At 63.2% G+C, this 20,082-nt stretch carries 19 protein-coding genes; 15 read left to right on the top strand and 4 right to left on the bottom strand.

The window, feature by feature from the left end; genetic code table 11:
• Positions 1-48: 48 nt before the first annotated feature.
• From ASN89_RS08970 to ASN89_RS08960, 3 genes are read right to left on the bottom strand one after another with little or no spacing between them, the layout of a single operon-like run.
• Positions 49-1,260, bottom strand: coding sequence for a class I SAM-dependent methyltransferase (locus ASN89_RS08970; RefSeq protein WP_058049028.1), 1,212 nt, complete (start codon positions 1,258-1,260; stop codon positions 49-51).
• A complete protein-coding gene (locus tag ASN89_RS08965; RefSeq protein ID WP_046685913.1) occupies positions 1,257-2,198 on the bottom strand; it encodes a UDP-glucuronic acid decarboxylase family protein in 942 nt (313 codons plus the stop codon). Before ASN89_RS08965 ends, ASN89_RS08970 begins: the two co-directional genes overlap by 4 nt.
• On the bottom strand, positions 2,195-4,222 hold the full coding sequence (locus ASN89_RS08960; RefSeq protein ID WP_058049027.1) for a tetratricopeptide repeat protein: 2,028 nt from the start codon (positions 4,220-4,222) through the stop codon (positions 2,195-2,197). The genes ASN89_RS08965 and ASN89_RS08960 overlap by 4 nt, the downstream gene beginning before the upstream one ends.
• A 443-nt stretch (positions 4,223-4,665) precedes the next feature.
• Here ASN89_RS08960 and ASN89_RS08955 point away from each other — a divergent pair, with 443 nt between their 5' ends.
• The 8 genes from ASN89_RS08955 (at position 4,666) to ASN89_RS08920 (ending at position 12,622) form a co-directional block, all read left to right on the top strand.
• Positions 4,666-6,153 carry a flagellin gene (locus tag ASN89_RS08955; RefSeq protein ID WP_058049026.1) on the top strand — a complete coding sequence of 496 codons (1,488 nt, stop codon included), beginning with the start codon at positions 4,666-4,668 and terminating at the stop codon, positions 6,151-6,153.
• Positions 6,154-6,237: 84 nt separating this feature from the next.
• Entirely contained in the window at positions 6,238-6,606 is a 369-nt protein-coding gene (locus ASN89_RS08950; RefSeq protein WP_058049025.1) for a flagellar protein FlaG, read from the top strand.
• Positions 6,607-6,846: 240 nt separating this feature from the next.
• Entirely contained in the window at positions 6,847-9,525 is a 2,679-nt protein-coding gene (gene fliD / locus ASN89_RS08945; RefSeq protein WP_235501917.1) for a flagellar filament capping protein FliD, read from the top strand.
• 21 nt (positions 9,526-9,546) lie between these two features.
• A complete protein-coding gene (fliS, locus tag ASN89_RS08940; RefSeq protein WP_058049024.1) occupies positions 9,547-9,993 on the top strand; it encodes a flagellar export chaperone FliS in 447 nt (148 codons plus the stop codon).
• A 3-nt stretch (positions 9,994-9,996) separates the two neighbouring features.
• On the top strand, positions 9,997-10,323 hold the full coding sequence (locus ASN89_RS08935; protein ID WP_058049023.1) for a flagellar protein FliT: 327 nt from the start codon (positions 9,997-9,999) through the stop codon (positions 10,321-10,323).
• A gap of 26 nt (positions 10,324-10,349) precedes the next feature.
• Positions 10,350-11,531: a flagellar hook-length control protein FliK gene (locus ASN89_RS08930; protein ID WP_058049022.1), complete on the top strand. Its 1,182-nt coding sequence runs from the start codon at positions 10,350-10,352 to the stop codon at positions 11,529-11,531.
• On the top strand, positions 11,524-11,850 hold the full coding sequence (locus ASN89_RS08925; protein WP_034787205.1) for an EscU/YscU/HrcU family type III secretion system export apparatus switch protein: 327 nt from the start codon (positions 11,524-11,526) through the stop codon (positions 11,848-11,850). Before ASN89_RS08930 ends, ASN89_RS08925 begins: the two co-directional genes overlap by 8 nt.
• A 25-nt stretch (positions 11,851-11,875) precedes the next feature.
• Positions 11,876-12,622 carry a flagellar brake protein gene (locus tag ASN89_RS08920; protein WP_082654487.1) on the top strand — a complete coding sequence of 249 codons (747 nt, stop codon included), beginning with the start codon at positions 11,876-11,878 and terminating at the stop codon, positions 12,620-12,622.
• Between the two features lie 139 nt (positions 12,623-12,761).
• On the opposite strand, the gene fliE is transcribed toward ASN89_RS08920, so the two are convergent.
• Entirely contained in the window at positions 12,762-13,064 is a 303-nt protein-coding gene (fliE, locus tag ASN89_RS08915; RefSeq protein WP_235501919.1) for a flagellar hook-basal body complex protein FliE, read from the bottom strand.
• Here fliE and ASN89_RS29460 point away from each other — a divergent pair.
• The 7 genes from ASN89_RS29460 (at position 12,961) to ASN89_RS08885 (ending at position 19,969) form a co-directional block, all read left to right on the top strand.
• The gene (locus ASN89_RS29460; RefSeq protein WP_235501920.1) at positions 12,961-13,305 is read left to right on the top strand and encodes a hypothetical protein; all 345 of its coding nucleotides are present in this window, start codon (positions 12,961-12,963) and stop codon (positions 13,303-13,305) included. The two genes, fliE and ASN89_RS29460, sit on opposite strands and share 104 nt — an antisense overlap.
• A gap of 75 nt (positions 13,306-13,380) precedes the next feature.
• Entirely contained in the window at positions 13,381-15,096 is a 1,716-nt protein-coding gene (gene fliF / locus ASN89_RS08910; protein ID WP_058049019.1) for a flagellar basal-body MS-ring/collar protein FliF, read from the top strand.
• Positions 15,089-16,087 carry a flagellar motor switch protein FliG gene (gene fliG, locus ASN89_RS08905; RefSeq protein ID WP_034787109.1) on the top strand — a complete coding sequence of 333 codons (999 nt, stop codon included), beginning with the start codon at positions 15,089-15,091 and terminating at the stop codon, positions 16,085-16,087. Before fliF ends, fliG begins: the two co-directional genes overlap by 8 nt.
• 43 nt (positions 16,088-16,130) lie before the next feature.
• Positions 16,131-16,832 carry a flagellar assembly protein FliH gene (locus ASN89_RS08900; RefSeq protein ID WP_058049036.1) on the top strand — a complete coding sequence of 234 codons (702 nt, stop codon included), beginning with the start codon at positions 16,131-16,133 and terminating at the stop codon, positions 16,830-16,832.
• Positions 16,833-16,921: 89 nt separating this feature from the next.
• Positions 16,922-18,238, top strand: a complete 1,317-nt coding sequence (gene fliI / locus ASN89_RS08895; RefSeq protein ID WP_235194273.1) for a flagellar protein export ATPase FliI — start codon at positions 16,922-16,924, stop codon at positions 18,236-18,238.
• Positions 18,239-18,270: 32 nt separating this feature from the next.
• Positions 18,271-18,711 carry a flagellar export protein FliJ gene (gene fliJ, locus ASN89_RS08890; protein ID WP_046685922.1) on the top strand — a complete coding sequence of 147 codons (441 nt, stop codon included), beginning with the start codon at positions 18,271-18,273 and terminating at the stop codon, positions 18,709-18,711.
• A 19-nt stretch (positions 18,712-18,730) separates the two neighbouring features.
• The gene (locus ASN89_RS08885) at positions 18,731-19,969 is read left to right on the top strand and encodes a flagellar hook-length control protein FliK (RefSeq protein WP_058049018.1); all 1,239 of its coding nucleotides are present in this window, start codon (positions 18,731-18,733) and stop codon (positions 19,967-19,969) included.
• Positions 19,970-20,082: the final 113 nt, after the last annotated feature.

The raw sequence follows: 20,082 nt of genomic DNA, 5'->3' as shown, positions 1-20,082 counted from the left end.
AGCGGCATTTTTGCATTCCGGCGCCAGCTGGGCACCTGGCGGGGAACATCAGCGGTAAGGATGCTCGTCGGCAAAGAAATCGATCAAGCCGCCTTCGTGCTCGATCAGGATGGACTTGGCGATAATGCCCTCGCGCGCCATTTCCGCCGCGATATCGCGCGCGCGCCACTGCGTGGGGATGATGACCACGTCGACGGGATCTGTTTTCAGCACGTCGCGGTAGACGATTTGCTGGCCCAGGCCCGGCACGAAGGTGCCGGCCTTGTCCGGGTCGGAATCGACCACCAGCGGGAAGCGCTGCGCGTCAGCGCCGAACTGGTGCATGAAGGCGGCGGCCTTGCCCGTGCCGCCCCAGATGGCCACGCGCTGGCCGCCGCTGGCCAAGGTATCGAGCTGGGCGGCAATGGTCTTGCGGCTGCGCTGGGCGGCGACGGCAAACGCATTGCTGTGGCGCGCCTGCTCGCGCAGGGCCTTCGGAATCTGCAGGCGCACCAGCGCATACACGACTTCGCCGTCATAGCCATGCGCCAGCTGCACCACCTCGCCAGCCCGCTGCATCAGGGTACGGAACGATTCCGTCGTGAAATGCGACATGTGTTCATAGAAGAAATCGGCCAGGCGGCCCGTGGCGAAGACCCGGTCAATGCACGGCACTTCGGCAAACAGCCAGCAAGGCTTGTCCGAACGGGAGGCGGCCCACGCCATCTGCTCCACCAGCGCGGCCGGATCGGTCAAGTGTTCCAGCACATGGCGGATCACCAGCGCATCAGGCGCGAACTCGGGCAGGTCCTGCAGCGGCTGGAAATAGCGCGCGTGAAACTCCACGCCGCGGCCCGTTTCCGGCGTGGCATTCGGGTCGAAACCGATGAAACGGCCCTGCTCGCTGCGGGCATCGGCCAGCGCGCGCACGAAATGGCCTTCGCCGCAACCGATGTCGATCACCGTGGGCGAAGCCGGCAACTGGGCCAGCAGCACGTCGCGCGTATCGGCCAGGTGGCCTTTCCAGATGCCGCCCTTGTTGAACATGCGGTTAGGATTGTTTTGGTAGGGAATGGCGTCATAGGAAAACGCGCGGTTCCATACGTGCGTGCACTGCGGGCACTGCACGAAATCGTGCGGCTGCACGGCCATTGCCTGCGCTTCGGCCGCGCTGGCCGGCCAGCCCAGGGTAGCCAGGGCTTGCTGGCCGCCATCAAAAAACGCTGCCGCCACCGTGTGGGCGCAGACCGGGCACACTGCCGGGAGCAATTGCTGTTTCATGCAAAGATCACTTTCTTGAAGTAGGCGATGGTTTCTTTCAATCCATCATGCAGGCTCACCGTCGGCTCCCATTCCAGGGCGGCGCGCGCCTTGGCGATATCGGGCTGGCGGCGCACGGGGTCGTCGGCCGGCAAGGGGCGGAAGACCAGTTCGCTTTTCGATTCCGTCAGGCGCAGCACCAGTTCGGCCAGTTCGCGGATGGTGAATTCGGCGGGATTGCCCAGATTCATGGGGCCGATTTCCTGCGTCTGGTTCATCATGCGGACCATGCCTTCGATCAGGTCGTCGACATAGCAGAACGAGCGCGTCTGCTGGCCGTCGCCGTACAGGGTGATCGGATCGCCGCGCAGCGCCTGCACGATGAAGTTGCTGACGACGCGGCCGTCGTTCGGATGCATGCGCGGGCCATAGGTATTAAAGATGCGCACGACGCGGATATCCACGGCCGACTGGCGGTGATAATCGAAAAACAGGGTTTCCGCGCAGCGCTTGCCCTCGTCGTAGCAGGCGCGCGGACCGATCGGGTTGACGTGGCCCCAGTAATCCTCGCGCTGCGGATGCACCTGCGGGTCGCCATACACTTCCGAGGTGGACGCCTGCAGGATGCGCGCGCGCTTGCGCTTGGCCAGGCCCAGCATGTTGATGGCGCCCAGCACCGAGGTCTTGGTGGTCGATGTGGGGTCGTTCTGGTAATGCACGGGACTGGCCGGGCAAGCCAGGTTGTAGATGCGGTCCACTTCCACGTACAGCGGCAGCCAGACGTCGTGGCGCAGCAGCTCGAAGCGCTTGTGGCCCAGCAGGTGGCGGATATTGTCCTTGCTGCCCGTGTAGAAATTATCCACGCACAGCACATCGTGGCCATCGGCGATCATGCGGTCGCACAGGTGCGAGCCGAGGAAGCCGGCGCCGCCGGTAATCAGGGTGGTACGGGCCATCATTGTTCTCCTACGTTATCAATCACAGCCATCCGCGCCTGCCACATGCCCCACATGGCGTCTTCGAAATGGCGCGCAAAGCGGGGCGCGTCGTACAGGGGCGAGGCCAGCACCTGCTCGCGCAAGCCGGCGCGCAGGGCCGCCAGCTGCGCCAGGTCGCCGGCCTTCTCGGCTGCAATGGCCACATATTCATCATCACCCGCGGCGACCCAGTCCGGCAAGCCCGCATTGTGCATGATCGACTCGCCCAGGTGCGACAGGAAACTTTCACCACAACGCGTGACGATGGGGAGACCCATCCATAATGCTTCCATGCTGGTAGTGCCGCCTGGATACGGGAAGGGATCGAGCACGATGTCGGCTTGCTGGTAGGCGGCCAGCAGCTCGGCGCGCGGCAAGGCGCCTTCCAGTTGCAAGCGTTCGGCGCCGATGCCGCAACTGGCAAAACGGGCAATGGTACGGCTGCGTACGGCGGCGTCACTCAATTGCAGCGCTCGCAGCAGCAATCGGGAACCGGGCACGGCGTGCAGCACTCTAGCCCACACGGCCACCACGCCATCATTCATCTTGTTCAGTTTATTGAAGCAGGCAAACGTGACAAAGCCGTTTTCCAGGGCGGGCAAGGGGCTGACGGAAATATCAAAGGCCGGCGGACTGAAGCAAAGATAGCTGTCCGGCATATGCCACAGCGTTTCCGTGAACGCCCCGCTCTCTTCCAGCGGCGCGACAAAGCGGTCGCCCAGCAGGTAATCCATCTGCTGCACGCCCGTGGTGGCGAAATAGCCGAGCCAGGTGGCTTGCACGGGGGCGGGCCGCCAGGCAAACAGCGGCAGGCGGTTATCGGCCGTGTGGCCGGCCAGGTCGAGCAAGACATGCACGCCATCGGCTTCGATCATTTTCGCGGCCTCTTCGTCTGTCTTGTCGACAATGGGGCGCCAGGCGGAGAAATAAGGAGCAATGCGGTCGGTCAGCTCATCGACCTTGATGACGGTGGGATAGGCGATCAGTTCGACTCGCCGCGTGTTCAGCGATGCCAGCATGCTTTCCAAAAAATAGCCGACCGGATGCTTGCGCAGGTCGCCCGAGACGATGCCGATGCGCAAGCGCGCGGCGTCGCGCCGGCAGGACCAGGTTTCGAAAGGCTTGCTGGCACTGGAAGCCACGGCTTTGCCGTAACGCTTGGCTTCGGCCAGATGGCGGCCAGTGGCGCTCGTGGCGCTGTAACTTTGCAGCATCAGCAAGTTGCTATGGGCACTGAAAAACTCGGGCATCATGGTGATCGCCCGGCGATAGCTGAGCTCCGCCGGGCCGAGCCGCCCCAATTCCTGCAGAACCAGTCCCATGTTGTTCTGCACTTCCACATCGCGCGGCAATAGCCGGATGGCCTTTTGTATACATGGCAGTGCAGAGCGGAGGTGTCCCTGCATCAACAAGGCCAGTCCCAGCATCTTCCAGGCCACGCCGTCATTCGCCTTGCGGCGGGTCAGCGCGCGCGCCTCGCGTTCCAGTTCCGGATAGCGCTGCTGATTGAATAGGACATTCATACGGGCATTGACCGGCTGATCGGACTCGGCCGGCGTCTCTTGCGGCACCGGCTGCGTTGCTGTCGCATCGGGTATGCCATTCATGCGCAAGGTCAATGCCTGTTGCAAGCGGTCCGTATCCAGGCTATCGAGCCCATGCTGGCGCCCCAACGCCAGCATGGGCTGTGCCGTTTCATGCTGACCAGACAGGATCAGCGCTTCAATATAGTCGAGCCAGCTCGTGGATTGTTCAGGTTGCGCCGCGAGTACGACAGCAAAGTAAGGCACGGCAGCGGCCGCATCTCCAACCCGCATGGACAACAAGCCGAGTTGGCGATTGGCAAATGGTTCCTGCGGCGCCAGCTCCAGGACCGCCAGGAACAGTTGTGCGGCAACGTCCAGCTCGTCGTCACGCAAATGCTGCTGCGCCATGTCCAGCGCCGCATTGATGGTCTGTGTCACGTCTTGCGGCAGCGGCACGGCGGCAGAGCTGTTTGCGTCCATATCAGTCGTTATCATAAAAGCTCGAAGTTAGGCCAGATCGCGCTGCCACGACAGCCACGGCAGGCGGAATGTGCAATTTGGTAACAATATTACCAGCTATGCCACGCGCCAAGACGAGGAGTATGGGGGGAAAGGCGGTGCTTATAGATGCTTTGCAGAACGATAACGCTGACTGGCATGACTGCTGGACAAGGAAAGCCGGCGCGCAAAGTAGTGAAAATAAACATTTTTCCACCCTCAAGTTTTTCCCGCCCCTGTCGTTTAGCGTGCCGCAGCAGGGAAAAATGAGGGTAAAAAAATAAAATAAAGAATGTTTTTCCCTATCAACTTTTTCAGGCAGCCACCGATAAACATTACAACGACGGTTTGATTGCTTCAAAGTACAGAGGCAGACCAACGTGACTAGCACATAGCGCAATGTAGTACCTGTCTGGAGAATTAAAATGGCTGCAGTAATTAACACCAACATCGCTTCCCTGAACTCGCAACGCAACCTGTCGACCTCGCAATCGGCCTTGAGCACCTCGCTGCAACGCCTGTCCTCCGGTCTGCGTATTAACAGCGCCAAAGACGATGCCGCCGGCCTGTCGATTTCCGACCGCATGACGTCGCAAATCAACGGCATGACGCAAGCAACCCGCAACGCCAATGACGGCGTGTCGCTGGCCCAAACGGCTGAAGGCGCACTGTCGAGCTCGGGCGACATCCTGCAACGCATCCGCCAACTGGCCGTGCAATCGTCGAACGCCACCAACTCGGCCAGCGACCGTCAAGCGCTGCAAACCGAAGTCGGCCAGCTGAACTCGGAACTGAACCGTATCGCCACCACCACCTCGTTCAACGGCCAGGCTTTGCTGGACGGCACGATGGGTACGGCCAACTTCCAGGTCGGCGCAGATGCCAACCAACTGATTTCGGCCAATGGCGCGAACTTTCTGACCAGCACCTACGGCAACAACCGCGTGGAAAATGCTGCAGTGCAAGCAACGACGGCCAGCGGCGCTCTCGCTTCCGGCAAGCTGGCAATCTCGGGCAAGTTTGGCGCCGCCACCGTCGACACCACGACCACCTCGTCGGCCAAGTCGATCGCTGCCGCCGTGAACGCCAAGACGGCCAACACCGGCGTGACGGCAGATGCCCGTACCGATGTCAACCTGGGCCTGAACGCTGAAGCATATTCGTTCAAGATCAATTCGGACAATACGGCTCCGACCGATGCTGTCACCGTATCGTTCGCTGTAACGGGTTCGGCCAATACGGCTGCCGACTATGCCGCAGGCATCAACGCGATCAATGCGCAAACGGCAAAAACCGGCGTGACCGCCCAGTATGACTCGGTCAGCCAAGGCATCAAGTTGACCAACGCTAGCGGCGCGGACATCAAGATCAGCAATACCCAGGTGAACACCAAGCTGAATGTATCGACCTACGATGAAAAAGGCGTGAAACTGGCTACTGCTGGTGCCGATGCTTCGACCGCCAGCGGTGTTGCAGTCGCTAACGGCCGCGTCACCTTCGACGGCGACAGCAGCTTCTCGGTCAGCGAAACGGCCGCAACCGGCCTGAAACTGACGGGTGCCGCCGCTGTTGGCGCCAACCAGGGTTCGGCCCTGAAATCGGTTGCCACGCTGGACGTGACCACGTTTGAAGGCGCCCAGCTGGCATTGAAGATCACGGATGCAGCCTTGTCCACGGTCAACAGCCAACGCGCCCAGTACGGTGCTTTGCAATCGCGCTTCTCCTCGGCGATCAGCAACCTGCAATCGACGACGGAAAACCTGTCCGCATCGCGCAGCCGCATCGTCGATACCGACTTTGCTGCAGAAACGGCCAGCCTGACCCGTGGCCAGATCCTGCAACAAGCTGGTACCGCCATGCTGGCACAGGCAAACTCGCTGCCAAACGGCGTGCTGAGCCTGCTGCGCGGCTAATCTTCGATTAGCAACGCCACATCGCTGGACTCAGGTTCCCCTGCCGGATTTCTTCGGCAGGGGAATTTTCACTAGGGGAGCAACATGACTATCGACACCATAGCTGCCGCCTCCGCAGCGCGCATCGACAAGAACTACCCATCCGCGGAGCCGGCCACCGCACGCCCGCAGGCGGTACGCAGCACGAACAACGACAGCGACGCGACGGCCAGCAAAGCCAAGGAACCGAGCCGGGAAGAACTGGACCAGGCTGTCTCGGAGCTGAATCAGTCGCCGCAGGTCAAGACCCAGGGCTTGCAATTTTCCATCGACGAAGACAGCCAGCGCACCGTGGTCAAAGTGATCGACCAGGAAACGCAGGAAGTCCTGCGCCAGATCCCCACCCGGGAAGCGCTGGAAATCGCCAAGTCATTTGCCTCGGCAAAAGGCCAGCTGATCAGCCAGAGCGCGTGAGCCTATGCCGACCGCAAGCGCAGGGCCAGTGCAATATAGCAACATAGCAACGGAACCGCGAGCAAGGGCCAGCCAGTCACTTCTGGACTGGCCCTGTTTTTAATGTATTTCACATAACAAAATCCTGTCATTCCCGTCCGGCTTTTCAGCCAGCTGAAAACAGGACCATAAAACCCCCTCTCAAGTCCTGATTGATTCTGCCGATAACAGCTTATATTAGTGTTTTCCTAGGAGCAGACAGTGGCCATCGCACCAACCTTATCCTCCCCGGGCATCGGCAACAGCATCCTGGACGTGAATGCCATCATCGAAAAGCTGATGACCTCCGAATCGGCGCCCCTGGCAGGCTATGACAAGAAAACCGCGTCCTACCAGGCCAAGTTGAGTGCGCTGGGCACCCTGAGCGGCGCCGTGGGCGCGTTCCAGACGTCGCTCTCCGGCCTGAGCAACAGCAATAATTTCCGCGCCGTCTCGGCCAGTCCCGGCGACCCGCTGGTGTTTACGGCTTCGGCTGGCGCCAAGGCCGTGGCCGGCAATTACAATATCAATGTCAGCCAGCTGGCGCAGTCGCAAACCTTGACCTCGGCCGGCTACGCCAGCAAGATTTCCACCATCGGCTCGGGCGCCAAGACAACCATTTCCTTCCAGCTCGGTAAAGTTGCCGGCGGCACCTTCGGCATGAACGGCACGGCGCTCAGCGGCGCGACTTTGCAAAACGGCATCAGCAACGGTTCCCTGAGCCTGAATGGCACGGCCATTCCCACCGATAGCACGACCAAGAGCGCGCGCGCGCTGGCCGAAGCCATCAATGCCAAGAGCAGCACCACGGGCGTGACGGCCACGGCACAGCCGGCCGCCAGCAGCGCCACCCTGTTCGCCGGCTACGGCAATGTTGCCACGGGCGCCGATGGCACTTATTCGCTGTCTGTCGGCGGCATCAATATCGTTACGCAGGGCAATGGCGTGGGTGCCGGCGCAGGCATCACGGGCGCCTCGCTCGACACCACCCTGGCCGGCCCGAACGCCATCTCGAATGCGCTGGCCGAAGCCAACATTACCGTCAGCGGCAAGGCTGCCGACGGCACCTTGCAATTTACGCGCGCCGACGGCACGAATATCCAGATCGAAGAAGTCGTCACGGGCGACGTCAAGGGCGGCATCGGCCATGCGTCCACGGCCACCAACACGGGCTTCAACGTCAACGTCGCCAGCTCGATCACGCTCAGCTCGACCAATGGCAGCCCCATCACGGTTGCCGGCAGCAATCCGGCCGCCGCCGGCCTGACGGCTGGCGCGGGCGGCGCGTATATCGGCAGCAGCTTTACCCAGGATGCCACGCAGGCGACGGGCACGGTAGTCATCGACGCCACCAATAACTCGCTGCAAGGCATCCGCGATGCCATCAATAATGCGGGCCTGGGCGTGACCGCCAGCATTGTTTCCGATGGTTCGGACAAGCCGCACCATCTGGTGCTGAGCTCGGCAAAGTCCGGTGCCAATTCGAGCATGAAAATTTCGCTCAGCGGCAGCGATGGCCAGCCCGCCGACAGCGCGCTGAGCGACTTGCTGTCGTACGACGCGTCGGGCACGCAAAACCTGAAGCAGAACAGCGCCGCGCAAAACACCATGCTCAGCGTCAACGGCATCCCCATCACGAACAGCTCGAACAGCATCGACAGCGCCATCGAAGGCGTGACCTTGAACGTGCTGAAAGTGGGCAGCAGTTCCTTGTCCGTGTCGAAAGACACCTCGACGGTCAAGACCAGCGTCACCGCCTTCGTCAAGGCCTACAACGACCTGAACGCGTCGATTTCCAAGATGACGTCCTACAATGCGGAGACCAAGCAGGCTGGCGTCATGCTTGGCGATTCGACCACGCAATCGATCCAGTCGCAGCTGCGCAAGCAGCTGAGCACATCGATCAGCGGCCTGACGGGCAACCTGAAGACCCTGGACCAGGTCGGCATCACCTTCCAGAAAGACGGCAGCCTGGTGCTGGACTCGGCCATATTGGACAAGGCCATCAGCGCCAACTTCTCGGACGTGGCCGGCCTCTTTTCAGCCTTGGGTAAAACTACGGACAGCAACGTCAGCTTCACCAGCTCGACGGCCGCCACCAAGCCAGGCGCGTATGCGCTGAACATCACCAACATGGCCAGCCAGGGCACACTGAGCGGCGCCCTGACCTTGCCGGCATCGACGACGATCGCCAGCGATACGACCTGGAGCGTCACCCTGAACGACACGGACCCTGCGGCGGCCAAGAATACGGCCACCGTGACCATTCCTGCCGGCAACTACACGCCTGCCCAGCTGGCCGGCATGATCCAGTCCTCGATCAACGGCGTCAAGAGTTTCAGCGAAAACGGCTCGTCCGTGACGGCATCCATCGACGGCAGCGGCCGCCTGGTGGTGGCATCGGCCCGTTACGGCTCCGTCTCTAACCTGGCCGTGGCCAGCGTGACCGGTACGGGCGTGGAATCGCTGATCGGCGCTGGCATCACCCCGACCAAAGGGACGGACGTAGCCGGCACCATCGGCGGCCAGCCCGTCATCGGTTCGGGCCAGACCTTGACAGGCGCGCCCGGTTCGCCAGCCGATGGCCTGAAGATCGAAGTGACGGGCGGTGGCGTGGGCGACCGCGGCACGGTGAGCTTTTCGCAAGGCTACGCCTACCAGCTGAACAACCTGGCCGCCTCCTTCCTCGGCACGGATGGCCTCATCACGGGCCGCACCACGGGCATCAATAACAGCATCAAGGATGTGGCCGACCAGCGCCAGCGCTTTGCCGACAAGCTCAATACCATCGAGGCGCGCTACCGCGCCCAGTATTCGCGCCTGGACGTGACGCTGAGCAAATTGACATCGACGCAAACTTATTTGACCCAGCAGCTGGCCTCCATCGCCGCCAACCGCTAAGCCCAACCATCAGGAGAACATATGTTTGGAACCCAACAACGCGGCGTCAACGCCTATGCCAAGGTCGGCCTGGAAACGGGCATCGTTTCAGCCTCCCCGCACAAGCTGATCGTGATGCTGTACGACGGCGCCCTGGTGGCCGTGCTCAGCGCGCAGATGCACATGAAATCGGGCAATGTGCCGGAAAAAGGCAAGTCCATCTCGAAAGCCATCCAGATCATCGACAATGGCTTGCGCGCCAGCCTGGACAAGGAAGCGGGCGGCCAGATCGCCGAAGGCCTCGACGCCCTGTATGAATACATGAGCGCGCGCCTGCTGACGGCCAACCTGAACAACGACATTACCCTGCTGGAAGAAGTGCAGCGCCTGCTGACCGACCTGCGCGAAACCTGGAACGCCATAGGCGCCACCCCCGCCGCCACCCCCGGTGCCGATCTGAAACGTATGCCCAGCCTTGCGAGCGCCTGACCCATGATGACCAATCAAGAAGTCCTGACCACCTACGAAGCCATGCAAACCCTGACGGGTCAGATGGTGACCGCCGCCACCAATGCCGACTGGGATGAGCTCGAAGCGCTGGAACAGCGCATCAGCGCGCATGTAGCCACGCTGAAGGCGAACGAGGAAAAAGTCGTGCTGGAAAGCGCCGGCCGCCAGCGCAAGGTTGCCCTGATCAAGCAGATCCTGGAAGACGACCGCAAGATCCGCGACCTCACCCTGCCGTGGATGGCGCAATTGTCCAAGCTGATCAACAGCACCGGCACTGAGCGGCGCCTGGCCAACGCCTACGGCGCGTAAGCGCATACGGGGCAAGGTCAGCTATCATGTTGCCGAAGATGGATGCGATCGGCATGACGCCCCTGACCCCGGTCAAGGCCACGCGGGTGGCCGATGCCGTCGCCGATCCGCGCCAGGCAGAGTTCCAACGCTCGCTGCAGGGACTCATCGGCAAATCCATGCAGGGACAGGTGCTGGCCCGCATGGGCGACGGCAGCTTCCTCGTGCGCGTGGCCGGCACGCCGGCCCGCATGCAGCTGCCCGCCGGCGCCCAGCCGGGCACGGAAATCCCGCTGACCTTGATCGGCATCAATCCCCGCCCCTCTTTTCAAATCGGCAATAACCGCGACCAGCCCGCCAGCGCCCTGCTGACGTATGCGGACGCGGAAGCCGAGCCCGAGGCAACCGATCTGCGCGGCCCCCAGGCAGGCGCCGCCCAGGCCGGCACGCGCGCCAGCAGCACGGCCGCCACCCTGCTCAGCCGCGCGCCCCTGACACCCGCCAACCTGCTGCCCGCCCTGGCCAGCGACACGCCCGCGCCCGAGCTGAGCACCACCGCGCGAGCCATCAGCACCGTGCTCAGCCAGGCCGAAAGCGTGCCCGGCGCGCCCCTGTCCCTGGTCGGCAAGACGCCGCTGATGGCCACGCCGGGCGCCGCTCCGGCGCAAGTGGCCCAGAATCTGCGCGATGTGGTCGGCAGCAGCGGCCTGTTCTATGAATCGCACGTGGCCGAATGGGCCGAAGGCAAGCGCCCGCTGGCGTCGCTGCTGCTGGAGCCGCAAATGCAGAAGGCGGCGCAGGGCGACATGGCCAGGACGGGTACCGATTTGGCATCGGCGCAACTGATCAATTTGCAGCTGCATACGCACGAACAGGCGCGCGTGCAGTGGCAAGGCGAAGCCTGGCCAGGCCAGAAGATGCAGTGGGATATCAGCCGCGATGCGCCGGAAGGACAGCAGCACGCTGGCACGGAGGCCGACGAGGAAGCGACGGCCTGGCGCAGCAATGTGCGCTTCCAGTTCCCCCTGCTGGGCGACCTGGCCGCGCACGTGGTCTTGCAGGGCGGCCGCGTGGCCATCCAGCTGCAAGCGGTCAGCGAAGGCAGCGCCGACACCTTGCGCCAGCATGCGGCGCGGCTCGAAGCGTCGCTAGCCGCGGCGGGATGGCCATTGTCGTCGTTGACGATCGCCGGCAAGCCGGACGCTGCTGCTGGAGAAGACGATGCTTGACGACACCAGGCGCAAGGTGCCGCAGACGGCCGTCGCGCTGGCCTACCAGAGCGGCACGCCGGCGCCCAAGGTGGTGGCCAAGGGCAGCGGCCTGATCGCGGACCAGATCATCAGCACGGCGCGCGAACACGGCGTGTTCGTGCATGAATCGAAGGAATTGGTGGCGCTGCTGATGGATGTCGACCTGGACCGCCAGATTCCGCCCGGCCTGTATCGGGCGATTGCGGAACTGCTGGCCTGGTTATATCATATTGAATCTGCGAATGGCGGGCCGATCCCGCCGCCGCCCGACACCAGCGTCAACCTCACCGATACATAGACAGGCATCAATGCAAGCACATATTATGGATTCCGGCCTCGAAAACTGGCATGATTTTGAAGTGGAATCGCGGCGGGAAATCATCGCCTTGCTGCGTGGCATCAGCGAAAAAAATCAGCTGATCCGCATGCTGATCCACGGTGAATCCGATGTGTGCGTCACGTCCATCCTGGAAGTCGATGCCGACCACAATACCGTCATCCTCGACCGTTCCGTGAACGCCGACCAGAACCGGCGCATGGTGTCCGCCACGGGCATTTCGTTTGAAACCTCGCTCGACAAGATCCGCATCCTGTTTGCCAGCGCCCTCGTGGAAGAGTGCACTTACGACGGCACGCCCGCCTTGAAAATTGCCATTCCAGAAACACTGATCCGCTTGCAGCGGCGCGAGTATTACCGCATGACGACGCCCGTGAGCAACCCCGTGCGTGTCTCGATTCCCCTGCCCCCTTCGCTGGGCGGCGCCGACACCCTGTTCCCGCTGGCCGACATCAGCTGCGGCGGCATCGCCATCCTCGACAATAAACTGATGCTGGGCGAGACCATCGGCAGGGACTATCCCGGCTGCCGCATCGACTTGCCCGACGTCGGCATCGTCACCGCGACTTTGCAAATTCGCAATTCGCTGGACATGACCCTGCTGAACAACAAACTGAACCGCCGCCTCGGCTGCCAGTTCGTCGACCTGCCGCGCAGCATGCTGGCGCACGTGCAGCGCTATATCACGCGGCTGGAACGCGAGCGCAATGCGCGCATGGCTGGATTGGGGTAAGGCAGAATTGAAGGCCACCAAACGTCCCGCCAAAGCGTAGCGAGCGGCGATGATTTGCGGCCGAGACGCGCAGCTGTACTGAAGTACAGCGAGCATCGCAGGCCGCAAAGGGCGCCGCGCAGTAGCTTTGGTGCGACGTTTACACCTGCATATTCATGATCTCGTGGTACGCCGATACGAGCTTGTTACGCACCTGCACCGTCGCCTGGAATTCGATGCTCGACTTTTGCATCGATACCATCACATCCGACAGGTTGACCTTTTCGTCGCCCATGGTAAAACGCTGGCCCAGCGCCGACGAAGCCTTTTGCGCGCCGCTCACGGAGTCCAGCGCGCTCTTGAAGGCATCGGCAAAATTCACCTTCGCCGCCGGCATCTCGGTCTGGATCGCCGGTATTTTCGCCTCCGGCCGCGTGGCCGCCGACTTCAGTTGCGCGATCATCGCCTCGATCCTGCTGCTATCGATACCGCCTGTTTTCACTTTGCCTCCCAATTCTGGTCTATTTCTGCCTGTTGCACCCAGAGAACAAAACCCTGGCTTGCAAGGCAACGACGGGTACAATAACTTCCGTCACATGTTGCCAGGGTTCCACAATACCAGCGCCAACGCCAGCCGCTCGGCCGAGCAGGCGGCAAAAGCGCCTTCTATTTGGACGATTGAAGCGCGTGACAGTGGCGGATAATTCTGCATATCGCCCCCTCCTCCAGTGGAAGCGGCCCCCACTCATTAGCAAACATACGCGCCCCGGAAGGCAATCATGGCTGTAGCCGAAGAAATCGATGTGAACCGCATACCGCCGGAACCGGCGCCTGCCCGCTCGCCCGTGGAGTCCGTGCAAGCGTTCGCCAAGACGCCGATGGGCAAGAATTTCCTGCGCGGCCTGGGCGTGGCGGCACTGATCGCCATCGGCGTGGCCCTGTACATGTGGAACCAGCCGCCCGAATACAAGGTCCTGTTCTCCAACTACACGGACCGCGACGGCGGCGCCATCACCGCTTCGCTGGACCAGCTGGGCATCAAGCACAAGTTTTCCGAAGGGGGCGGCGCCATACTCGTGCCATCCGAGCAAGTCCACGACGCGCGCTTGAAACTGGCCGCGCAAGGCTTGCCGAAAGGCGGCAACGTGGGCTTCGAGTTGATGGAAAACCAGAAGCTGGGCGTGTCGCAATTTTTGGAACAGGTCAATTTCCAGCGCGCACTGGAAGGCGAACTGGCCAAATCGATCGAATCCGTTTCCGCCGTCGACACGGCGCGTGTCCACCTGGCCCTGCCGAAACCGTCCGTCTTCGTGCGCGAACAACAAAAACCGACGGCGTCCGTGCTGCTGAACCTGCATCCTGGCCGCGGCCTCGACCAGTTGCAGGTGAGCGCCATCGTGCACCTGGTGGCGTCCAGCGTGCCGGAATTGCTGCCAATCAATGTTACCGTGGTTGACCAGGCCGGCACCTTGCTGTCGAACCAGGAAAAAGACAAGGACCGCGCCAACGGCATCAAGAGCCTGGACCCGAACCAGCTGAAGTACGTGCAGCAATTGCAGCAAAGCGTGATCAAGCAGGTCGAATCGATCCTGCTGCCCATCGTCGGCGAAGGCAATGTGCGCGCCGAAGCGACGGCGGATGTCGATTTCTCGCAAAGCGAGCAGGCGGCCGAAACCTACAAGCCGAACTCGCCGCCGGAAGCATCCACCATCCGCAGCCAGCAAACGAGCGAATCGACGGGCGCCGGCAATGCCAACCCGTCCGGCGTGCCGGGCGCGCTGTCGAACCAGCCGCCAGGCGTGGCGACGGCGCCGCTGACGGCCGAGGCGCCTGGCGCCCCGGGCGGCGCGCCGACGGCACCGACACAGAAGGAATCGACGACGAATTACGAAGTCGACAAGACCGTGCGCTACGAGCAGAAATCCATGGGCGGCCTGCGCCGTCTGTCGGTCGCCGTCGTCGTCAACTACCGCCGCAGCTTCGACAAGGATGGCAAGGTCACGGTCAAGCCGATTTCCCCTGCTGAAATGGTCCAGATCAATAATCTGGTCAAGGAAGCGATGGGTTACAACAAGGAACGCGGCGACAGCTTCAGCGTGGCCAACTCGCCCTTCGACGGCATCGACCGCGCGCCGGAAGGCAAGCTCGAGTGGTGGCGCGACCCGGCCAACTTGCCGCTGGCCAAGGAGCTGGCGAAATTCCTCATCACGGCCCTGATCCTGCTGTACATCTTCATCAAGATCGTGCGCCCGATGCTGCGCCCCGTGATGCGCAAGATCGACGATTTCGGCGCCCCGCCGCCCGTCATCGAGCCGGAACTGGCCAAGGACGGCGAAGAAAACGAAGTCCTGCTCAGCGAAGCGGAGCTGGAAGAACTGGAAGAAGATACGGCCCGCGGTTATCGCGAAAACCTGGCGATGGCCAGGAAACTGGCGCAGGAAGACCCGCGCGTGGTGGCCAACGTAATCAAAGCATGGATAGGCAATAATGACTGAGACAACGGGACTGCAAAAAGCATCGATCCTGATGCTGGCACTGGGCGAGAGCGAAGCGGCCGAGGTCATGAAATTCCTCGGCCCGCGCGAAGTGCTGAAACTGGGCGCCGCCATGGCCACCATGAAGGGCATCGCGCACGAACAGGTGGTCGAGGTGCTCGACGACTTCCGCGCGCAGACGGAACTCAATTCCACGGTCGGCCTCGATTCGGACGAATACATCCGGCAAGTGCTCACCAAGGCGCTGGGCGACGACAAGGCGTCCGTGCTGCTGTCGCGCATCCTGGGCGGCAAGGACGCGTCCGGCATCGAATCGTTGAAATGGATGGATTCGCAATCCGTGTCCGAGCTGATCCGCAATGAGCACCCGCAGATCATCGCCACCATCCTCGTCCACCTGGAACGCGACCAGGCTTGCGAAATCCTCGGCCATTTCACGGACCGCCTGCGCAACGACGTCGTCTTGCGCATCGCCACCCTGGACGGCGTGCAGCCGGCCGCCTTGCGCGAACTCAACGACGTGCTGACGAAACTGCTGTCGGGTAACGAAAACATCAAGAAATCGTCGCTGGGCGGCGTGCGCGCGGCAGCCGAGATCCTGAACTTCATGAGCGGCGAGCAGGAAGGCTCCGTCATGGACAATATCAAGAACTACGACAACGACATGGCGCAAAAGATCATGGACGAAATGTTCGTGTTCGACAACGTGATCGATATCGACGACCGCGGCATCCAGCTGCTGCTGCGCGAAGTACAGTCGGAAATGCTGATCATCGCCCTGAAAGGCGCCTCGCAAGAGCTGCGCGACAAGATCTTCAAGAACATGTCGCAGCGCGCCGGCGAGATGATGCGCGAAGACCTCGAGTCGAAAGGCCCTGTGCGCCTGTCCGAAGTGGAATCGCAGCAGAAACAGATCCTGCAGATCGTGCGCCGCCTGGCGGACGAAGGGCAGATTGTCTTAGGCGGAAAAGGCGAGGATTCGTTTGTCTAATTTGATTCCCAAAGAGCAGCAAACCGCTTATCAGCGCTGGGAAATGACCTCGTTTGGCGACGAGCGTCCCAGCGTGGTGGCGGCGCGCAAGCTGCTCGAACCGGACCCCGAGCCCGAGCTCGACCCGTTTGCCGAACTGCACGAGGAAGAGCTGGCCCCGCCGCTCGAATACCCGACGCAGGAAGAACTCGACGCCATCCGCGAGGAAGCGCGCGCCACGGCCTTCGAGGAAGGCCGCGCTGCCGGCTATGCGGAAGGCCATGCGGCCGGGCATGCCGATGGCCACGCCGAATCGTATGCGCAAGGCAAGGCTGCCTCCGCCATCGAGCTGGCGCACCTGCAAACCATCGCCGTTGACTTCGGCACGGCCATGCACCAGGCCGACGAACTGATCGCCAATGACGTGATGGAACTGGCCCTGCAGCTGGCCAAGGGCATGCTCAAGACTGCCTTGCCCGTGCGCCCCGAACTGATGCTGCCCATGGTGCGCGAAGCCATCGAATACTTGCCCGTGCTGCAACAACCGGCCTTGCTGATGCTCAACCCGGAAGACGCGCAAGTGGTGCGCGACGGCATCGGCGACGAGCTCGACAAGGGCGGCTGGCGCGTCATCGAAGACCCGAGCGTGGAACGCGGCGGTTGCAAGATCGACACGGCCAGCAACCAGATCGACGCGCAGACGTCCACCCGCTGGCAGCGCCTGACGCATGCGCTGGGCAAAGACCTGGACTGGCTGGCGCCGTGAGCGAGCCCGTCAAAGGCCCCACTGCCCATGCGGCGCGCTGGCGCGCCTACCTGAGCGACTGTTCGGCCGTCGTCGGCTTTGTCGAACCGATGCAAATTTCAGGCCGCGTCACGCGCGTGGCCGGCCTGGTGATGGAAGCCGTGGGCTTGCGCCTGGCCGTCGGTGCCGCCTGCACCGTGCCGCTGCCGAATGGCGGCCGGGTCGAAGCGGAAGTCGTCGGTTTCGAAGGCGAGCGCCTGTTTTTGATGCCGCAAAGCGACGTCGAGGGCATCGTGCCCGGCACGCGCGTGTTTTCCGTCGAACCGGCCATCCCCCGCCCCGGCAGCGTGGCGCACCCGCGCCGCCGCCCCAGCGACCGCGCGCGCCACTTGCCCGTCGGTCCGCAACTGCTGGGCCGCGTGCTCGATGGCGCGGGACGCCCGCTCGACCAGCTCGGCCCGCTGCACACGGTCGACAGCGCGCCCATCAATGTACGCCCCGCCAATCCCCTGGGCCGCGCGCCCATCGTCGACACGCTCGACGTGGGCGTGCGCTCGATCAACGCCATGCTGACCGTGGGCCGGGGCCAGCGCATGGGCCTGTTCGCCGGTTCCGGCGTCGGTAAAAGCGTGCTGCTGGGCATGATGGCCCGCTACACGGAGGCAGACGTGATCGTCGTCGGCCTGATCGGCGAACGGGGACGCGAGGTGAAGGAATTCATCGAACAGATCCTCGGCGCCGAAGGCCTGGCCCGTTCCGTCGTCGTGGCCGCCCCGGCCGACACGCCACCGCTGATGCGCCTGCAAGGGGCCGCGTATGCGACGGCGATTGCCGAGTATTTCCGCGACCAGGGGCAAAACGTGCTGCTGATCATGGATTCGCTGACCCGCTACGCCATGGCGCAGCGCGAAATCGCCCTGGCCATCGGCGAGCCGCCCGCCACCAAGGGCTATCCGCCGTCCGTCTTCGCCAAGCTGCCCGTGCTGGTGGAGCGGGCCGGCAATGGCGAGGAAGGCGGCGGCTCGATCACGGCCTTCTACACCGTGCTGACCGAGGGCGACGACCAGCAGGACCCGATCGCCGACTCGGCGCGCGCGATTCTCGATGGCCACATCGTGCTGAACCGCCGCCTGGCCGAAGCGGGTCACTACCCGGCCATCGACATCGAGCAATCGATTTCACGCGCCGCCCACTCGATCACCACGCACGAACACCAGCAACAGGCGCGCAAGCTGAAACAGCTGTATTCGCGCTATGAACGCAGCCGCGACCTGATCAGCGTGGGCGCCTACAGCGCCGGCACCGACCCCGTGCTGGACCAGGCCATCGCCCTGCATGAAAAGATCGAGGCGTTTTTACAACAGCAAATCACGGAGCGGGTCAGCATGGACGAGAGCTTGGGGCAACTTACCGCTCTATTCGACTGATTAGGACTTGCATAGCGGGAATATAATCAGCCATGGCTTCTCCTTCCCAACTTGCAACCCTGATCGACCTCGCCCAGCGCGAAACGGACGACTGCGCCAAGCGCCTGGGCGCGGCCCTGAAAGCGCTCGACGATTGCCGCCAGAAGCTCGACATGCTGTCCGGCTACCGCGACGACTATGCCAAGCGCTTCGAAGCGAGCATGAGCAGCGGCATCACGCCCATGGCTTACCGCAACTTCCAGGCTTTCATGGTCAAGCTCGACAGCGCCATCATGGGCCAGCAGCAAGTGGTCGAACATGCGCAGGCGCGCAGCGACAATGAAAAGATGCGCTGGCAGCTGGCCGAACGCAAGCGCATGTCCTACACCACCCTGAACAACCGGGCGCAGGAACAGGCGCTGAAGCTGGAAAACAAGCGCGACCAGAAGGCAATGGATGAGCACGCGGCGCGACAAGCCTATTACAAACGCTAAGCAACACTGAGGCAGCATCATGCAAACCCAGCCAACTCCGATTTCCCAGATTACCTCGCCAAACGCCACGCCCGGTGCCGCCAACCGCAGCCAGCCGTCCACCAGCGGCGCGGCGGGCGACTTCCAGCGCACCCTGAACCGCCAGATCGAGCAACGCCAGGCCAGCCGCAATATGGCGCAAGCACAGGCGCCGGCGGCCCGTCCTGCCAGCCCGGCCGCCGCGCCAGCGTCCGCCCCGGCACCCGCCAACGAAGCGAAGCCGGCGCAAGCGGGCACCGACCAGGCGGCCAGCAGCGAACAGCCGCCAGCACAGGCCAGCGAAGCGGCGGCACCCGCCGCCACCGACAGCAGCACGGCCGAGGCCAGCGCACCCGCCATCCCCGCCGAGACAGCGCCGCCAGCCGATCCGGCCGCCGCGATGCTGGCCCTCGTGGGCAGCATCCAGCTGGCCATCCAGCCGCCAGCGGCCAAGGCCGTGCCGGAACTGCCCGCGCGCAACGGCATCAAGGCCGACGGCAAGGGCCTGGCAACGGGTCCATTGGCCGCCACCGCCGCCGCTGCGGCAGTACAAGCCGACAGCGGCGACTTTGCCGACAGCCTGGGCAAGGCCGCCGCCACGCGCGGCGCCAACGTGCCGGCCAGCAAGGCCGAACCGGGCAAGCTGGCCATTGACGCGCAGCTGGCAGCGACTGCCAAGGCAGGCGCCGCCTTAGCCGAACCGATCCTCAAGGAAACGCCTGCCGACCTGAGCCGCCTGGCGGCCCAGCTGCAGCCGGGTGCGCTGCAACAGGCGGCGGCCGCCGTGGCCGTGCCGGCCGACAAGCTGACGGGCCGGGTCGGCACGCCGGCCTGGGACCAGCAACTGGGGCAGAAAGTCGTGTGGATGGCGGCCGGCGGCGACCAGAGCGCTACCCTGACCCTGAATCCGCCCGACCTGGGTCCCGTGCAAGTGGTCTTGACGGTGACCAATGACCAGGCCGATGCCGCCTTCATGTCGGCCCAGCCGGAAGTACGCCAGGCGCTGGAAGCGGCCATGCCGCGTCTGCGCGAGATGATGAGCGAAGCGGGCATCGCCTTCGGCAGCGCCACCGTGTCGGCCGGCACGCCGGAACAACAAAACAATGGCGAGCGTGCCGCCTCGGGCGAGCACCGTGGCAATGGCCAGGGCGGCGGCGTCTCCGGTGGCGAGATCGCCATCGCGCCGGCGACGAGCGGACGCGGCCGGCCCAGCCTGAGTGCCGTGGATACCTTTGCCTGAGGACAATTCGTCGTCCGCAGACCACAGGCGCACCCCAGGGCATAACTTTTCGTCTAAAAACAGAGAGTTGAGGGCGCTTCCGCCCTCTTTTCACTGCATCCTTCTGCGCAGAA

This window comes from Janthinobacterium sp. Ant5-2-1 (genome assembly GCF_001445815.1).
In the GTDB taxonomy this organism is placed as follows: domain Bacteria; phylum Pseudomonadota; class Gammaproteobacteria; order Burkholderiales; family Burkholderiaceae_D; genus Janthinobacterium; species Janthinobacterium lividum_E.
Note: the sequence above shows the minus strand (reverse complement) of the source record. Positions and strands in the feature narration are given on the sequence as shown.

What these genes read in the sequence shown, in the direction of transcription:
- ASN89_RS08970 (WP_058049028.1), bottom strand. Translation starts at nt 1,260, where the DNA reads ATGAAACAGCAATTGCTCCCGGCAGTGTGCCCGGTCTGCGCCCACACG.
- ASN89_RS08965 (WP_046685913.1), bottom strand. Translation starts at nt 2,198, where the DNA reads ATGATGGCCCGTACCACCCTGATTACCGGCGGCGCCGGCTTCCTCGGC.
- ASN89_RS08960 (WP_058049027.1), bottom strand. Translation starts at nt 4,222, where the DNA reads ATGGACGCAAACAGCTCTGCCGCCGTGCCGCTGCCGCAAGACGTGACA.
- ASN89_RS08955 (WP_058049026.1), top strand. Translation starts at nt 4,666, where the DNA reads ATGGCTGCAGTAATTAACACCAACATCGCTTCCCTGAACTCGCAACGC.
- ASN89_RS08950 (WP_058049025.1), top strand. Translation starts at nt 6,238, where the DNA reads ATGACTATCGACACCATAGCTGCCGCCTCCGCAGCGCGCATCGACAAG.
- fliS (WP_058049024.1), top strand. Translation starts at nt 9,547, where the DNA reads ATGTTTGGAACCCAACAACGCGGCGTCAACGCCTATGCCAAGGTCGGC.
- ASN89_RS08935 (WP_058049023.1), top strand. Translation starts at nt 9,997, where the DNA reads ATGATGACCAATCAAGAAGTCCTGACCACCTACGAAGCCATGCAAACC.
- ASN89_RS08930 (WP_058049022.1), top strand. Translation starts at nt 10,350, where the DNA reads ATGTTGCCGAAGATGGATGCGATCGGCATGACGCCCCTGACCCCGGTC.
- ASN89_RS08925 (WP_034787205.1), top strand. Translation starts at nt 11,524, where the DNA reads ATGCTTGACGACACCAGGCGCAAGGTGCCGCAGACGGCCGTCGCGCTG.
- ASN89_RS08920 (WP_082654487.1), top strand. Translation starts at nt 11,876, where the DNA reads ATGGATTCCGGCCTCGAAAACTGGCATGATTTTGAAGTGGAATCGCGG.
- fliE (WP_235501919.1), bottom strand. Translation starts at nt 13,064, where the DNA reads ATGATCGCGCAACTGAAGTCGGCGGCCACGCGGCCGGAGGCGAAAATA.
- fliF (WP_058049019.1), top strand. Translation starts at nt 13,381, where the DNA reads ATGGCTGTAGCCGAAGAAATCGATGTGAACCGCATACCGCCGGAACCG.
- fliG (WP_034787109.1), top strand. Translation starts at nt 15,089, where the DNA reads ATGACTGAGACAACGGGACTGCAAAAAGCATCGATCCTGATGCTGGCA.
- ASN89_RS08900 (WP_058049036.1), top strand. Translation starts at nt 16,131, where the DNA reads ATGACCTCGTTTGGCGACGAGCGTCCCAGCGTGGTGGCGGCGCGCAAG.
- fliI (WP_235194273.1), top strand. Translation starts at nt 16,922, where the DNA reads ATGCAAATTTCAGGCCGCGTCACGCGCGTGGCCGGCCTGGTGATGGAA.
- fliJ (WP_046685922.1), top strand. Translation starts at nt 18,271, where the DNA reads ATGGCTTCTCCTTCCCAACTTGCAACCCTGATCGACCTCGCCCAGCGC.
- ASN89_RS08885 (WP_058049018.1), top strand. Translation starts at nt 18,731, where the DNA reads ATGCAAACCCAGCCAACTCCGATTTCCCAGATTACCTCGCCAAACGCC.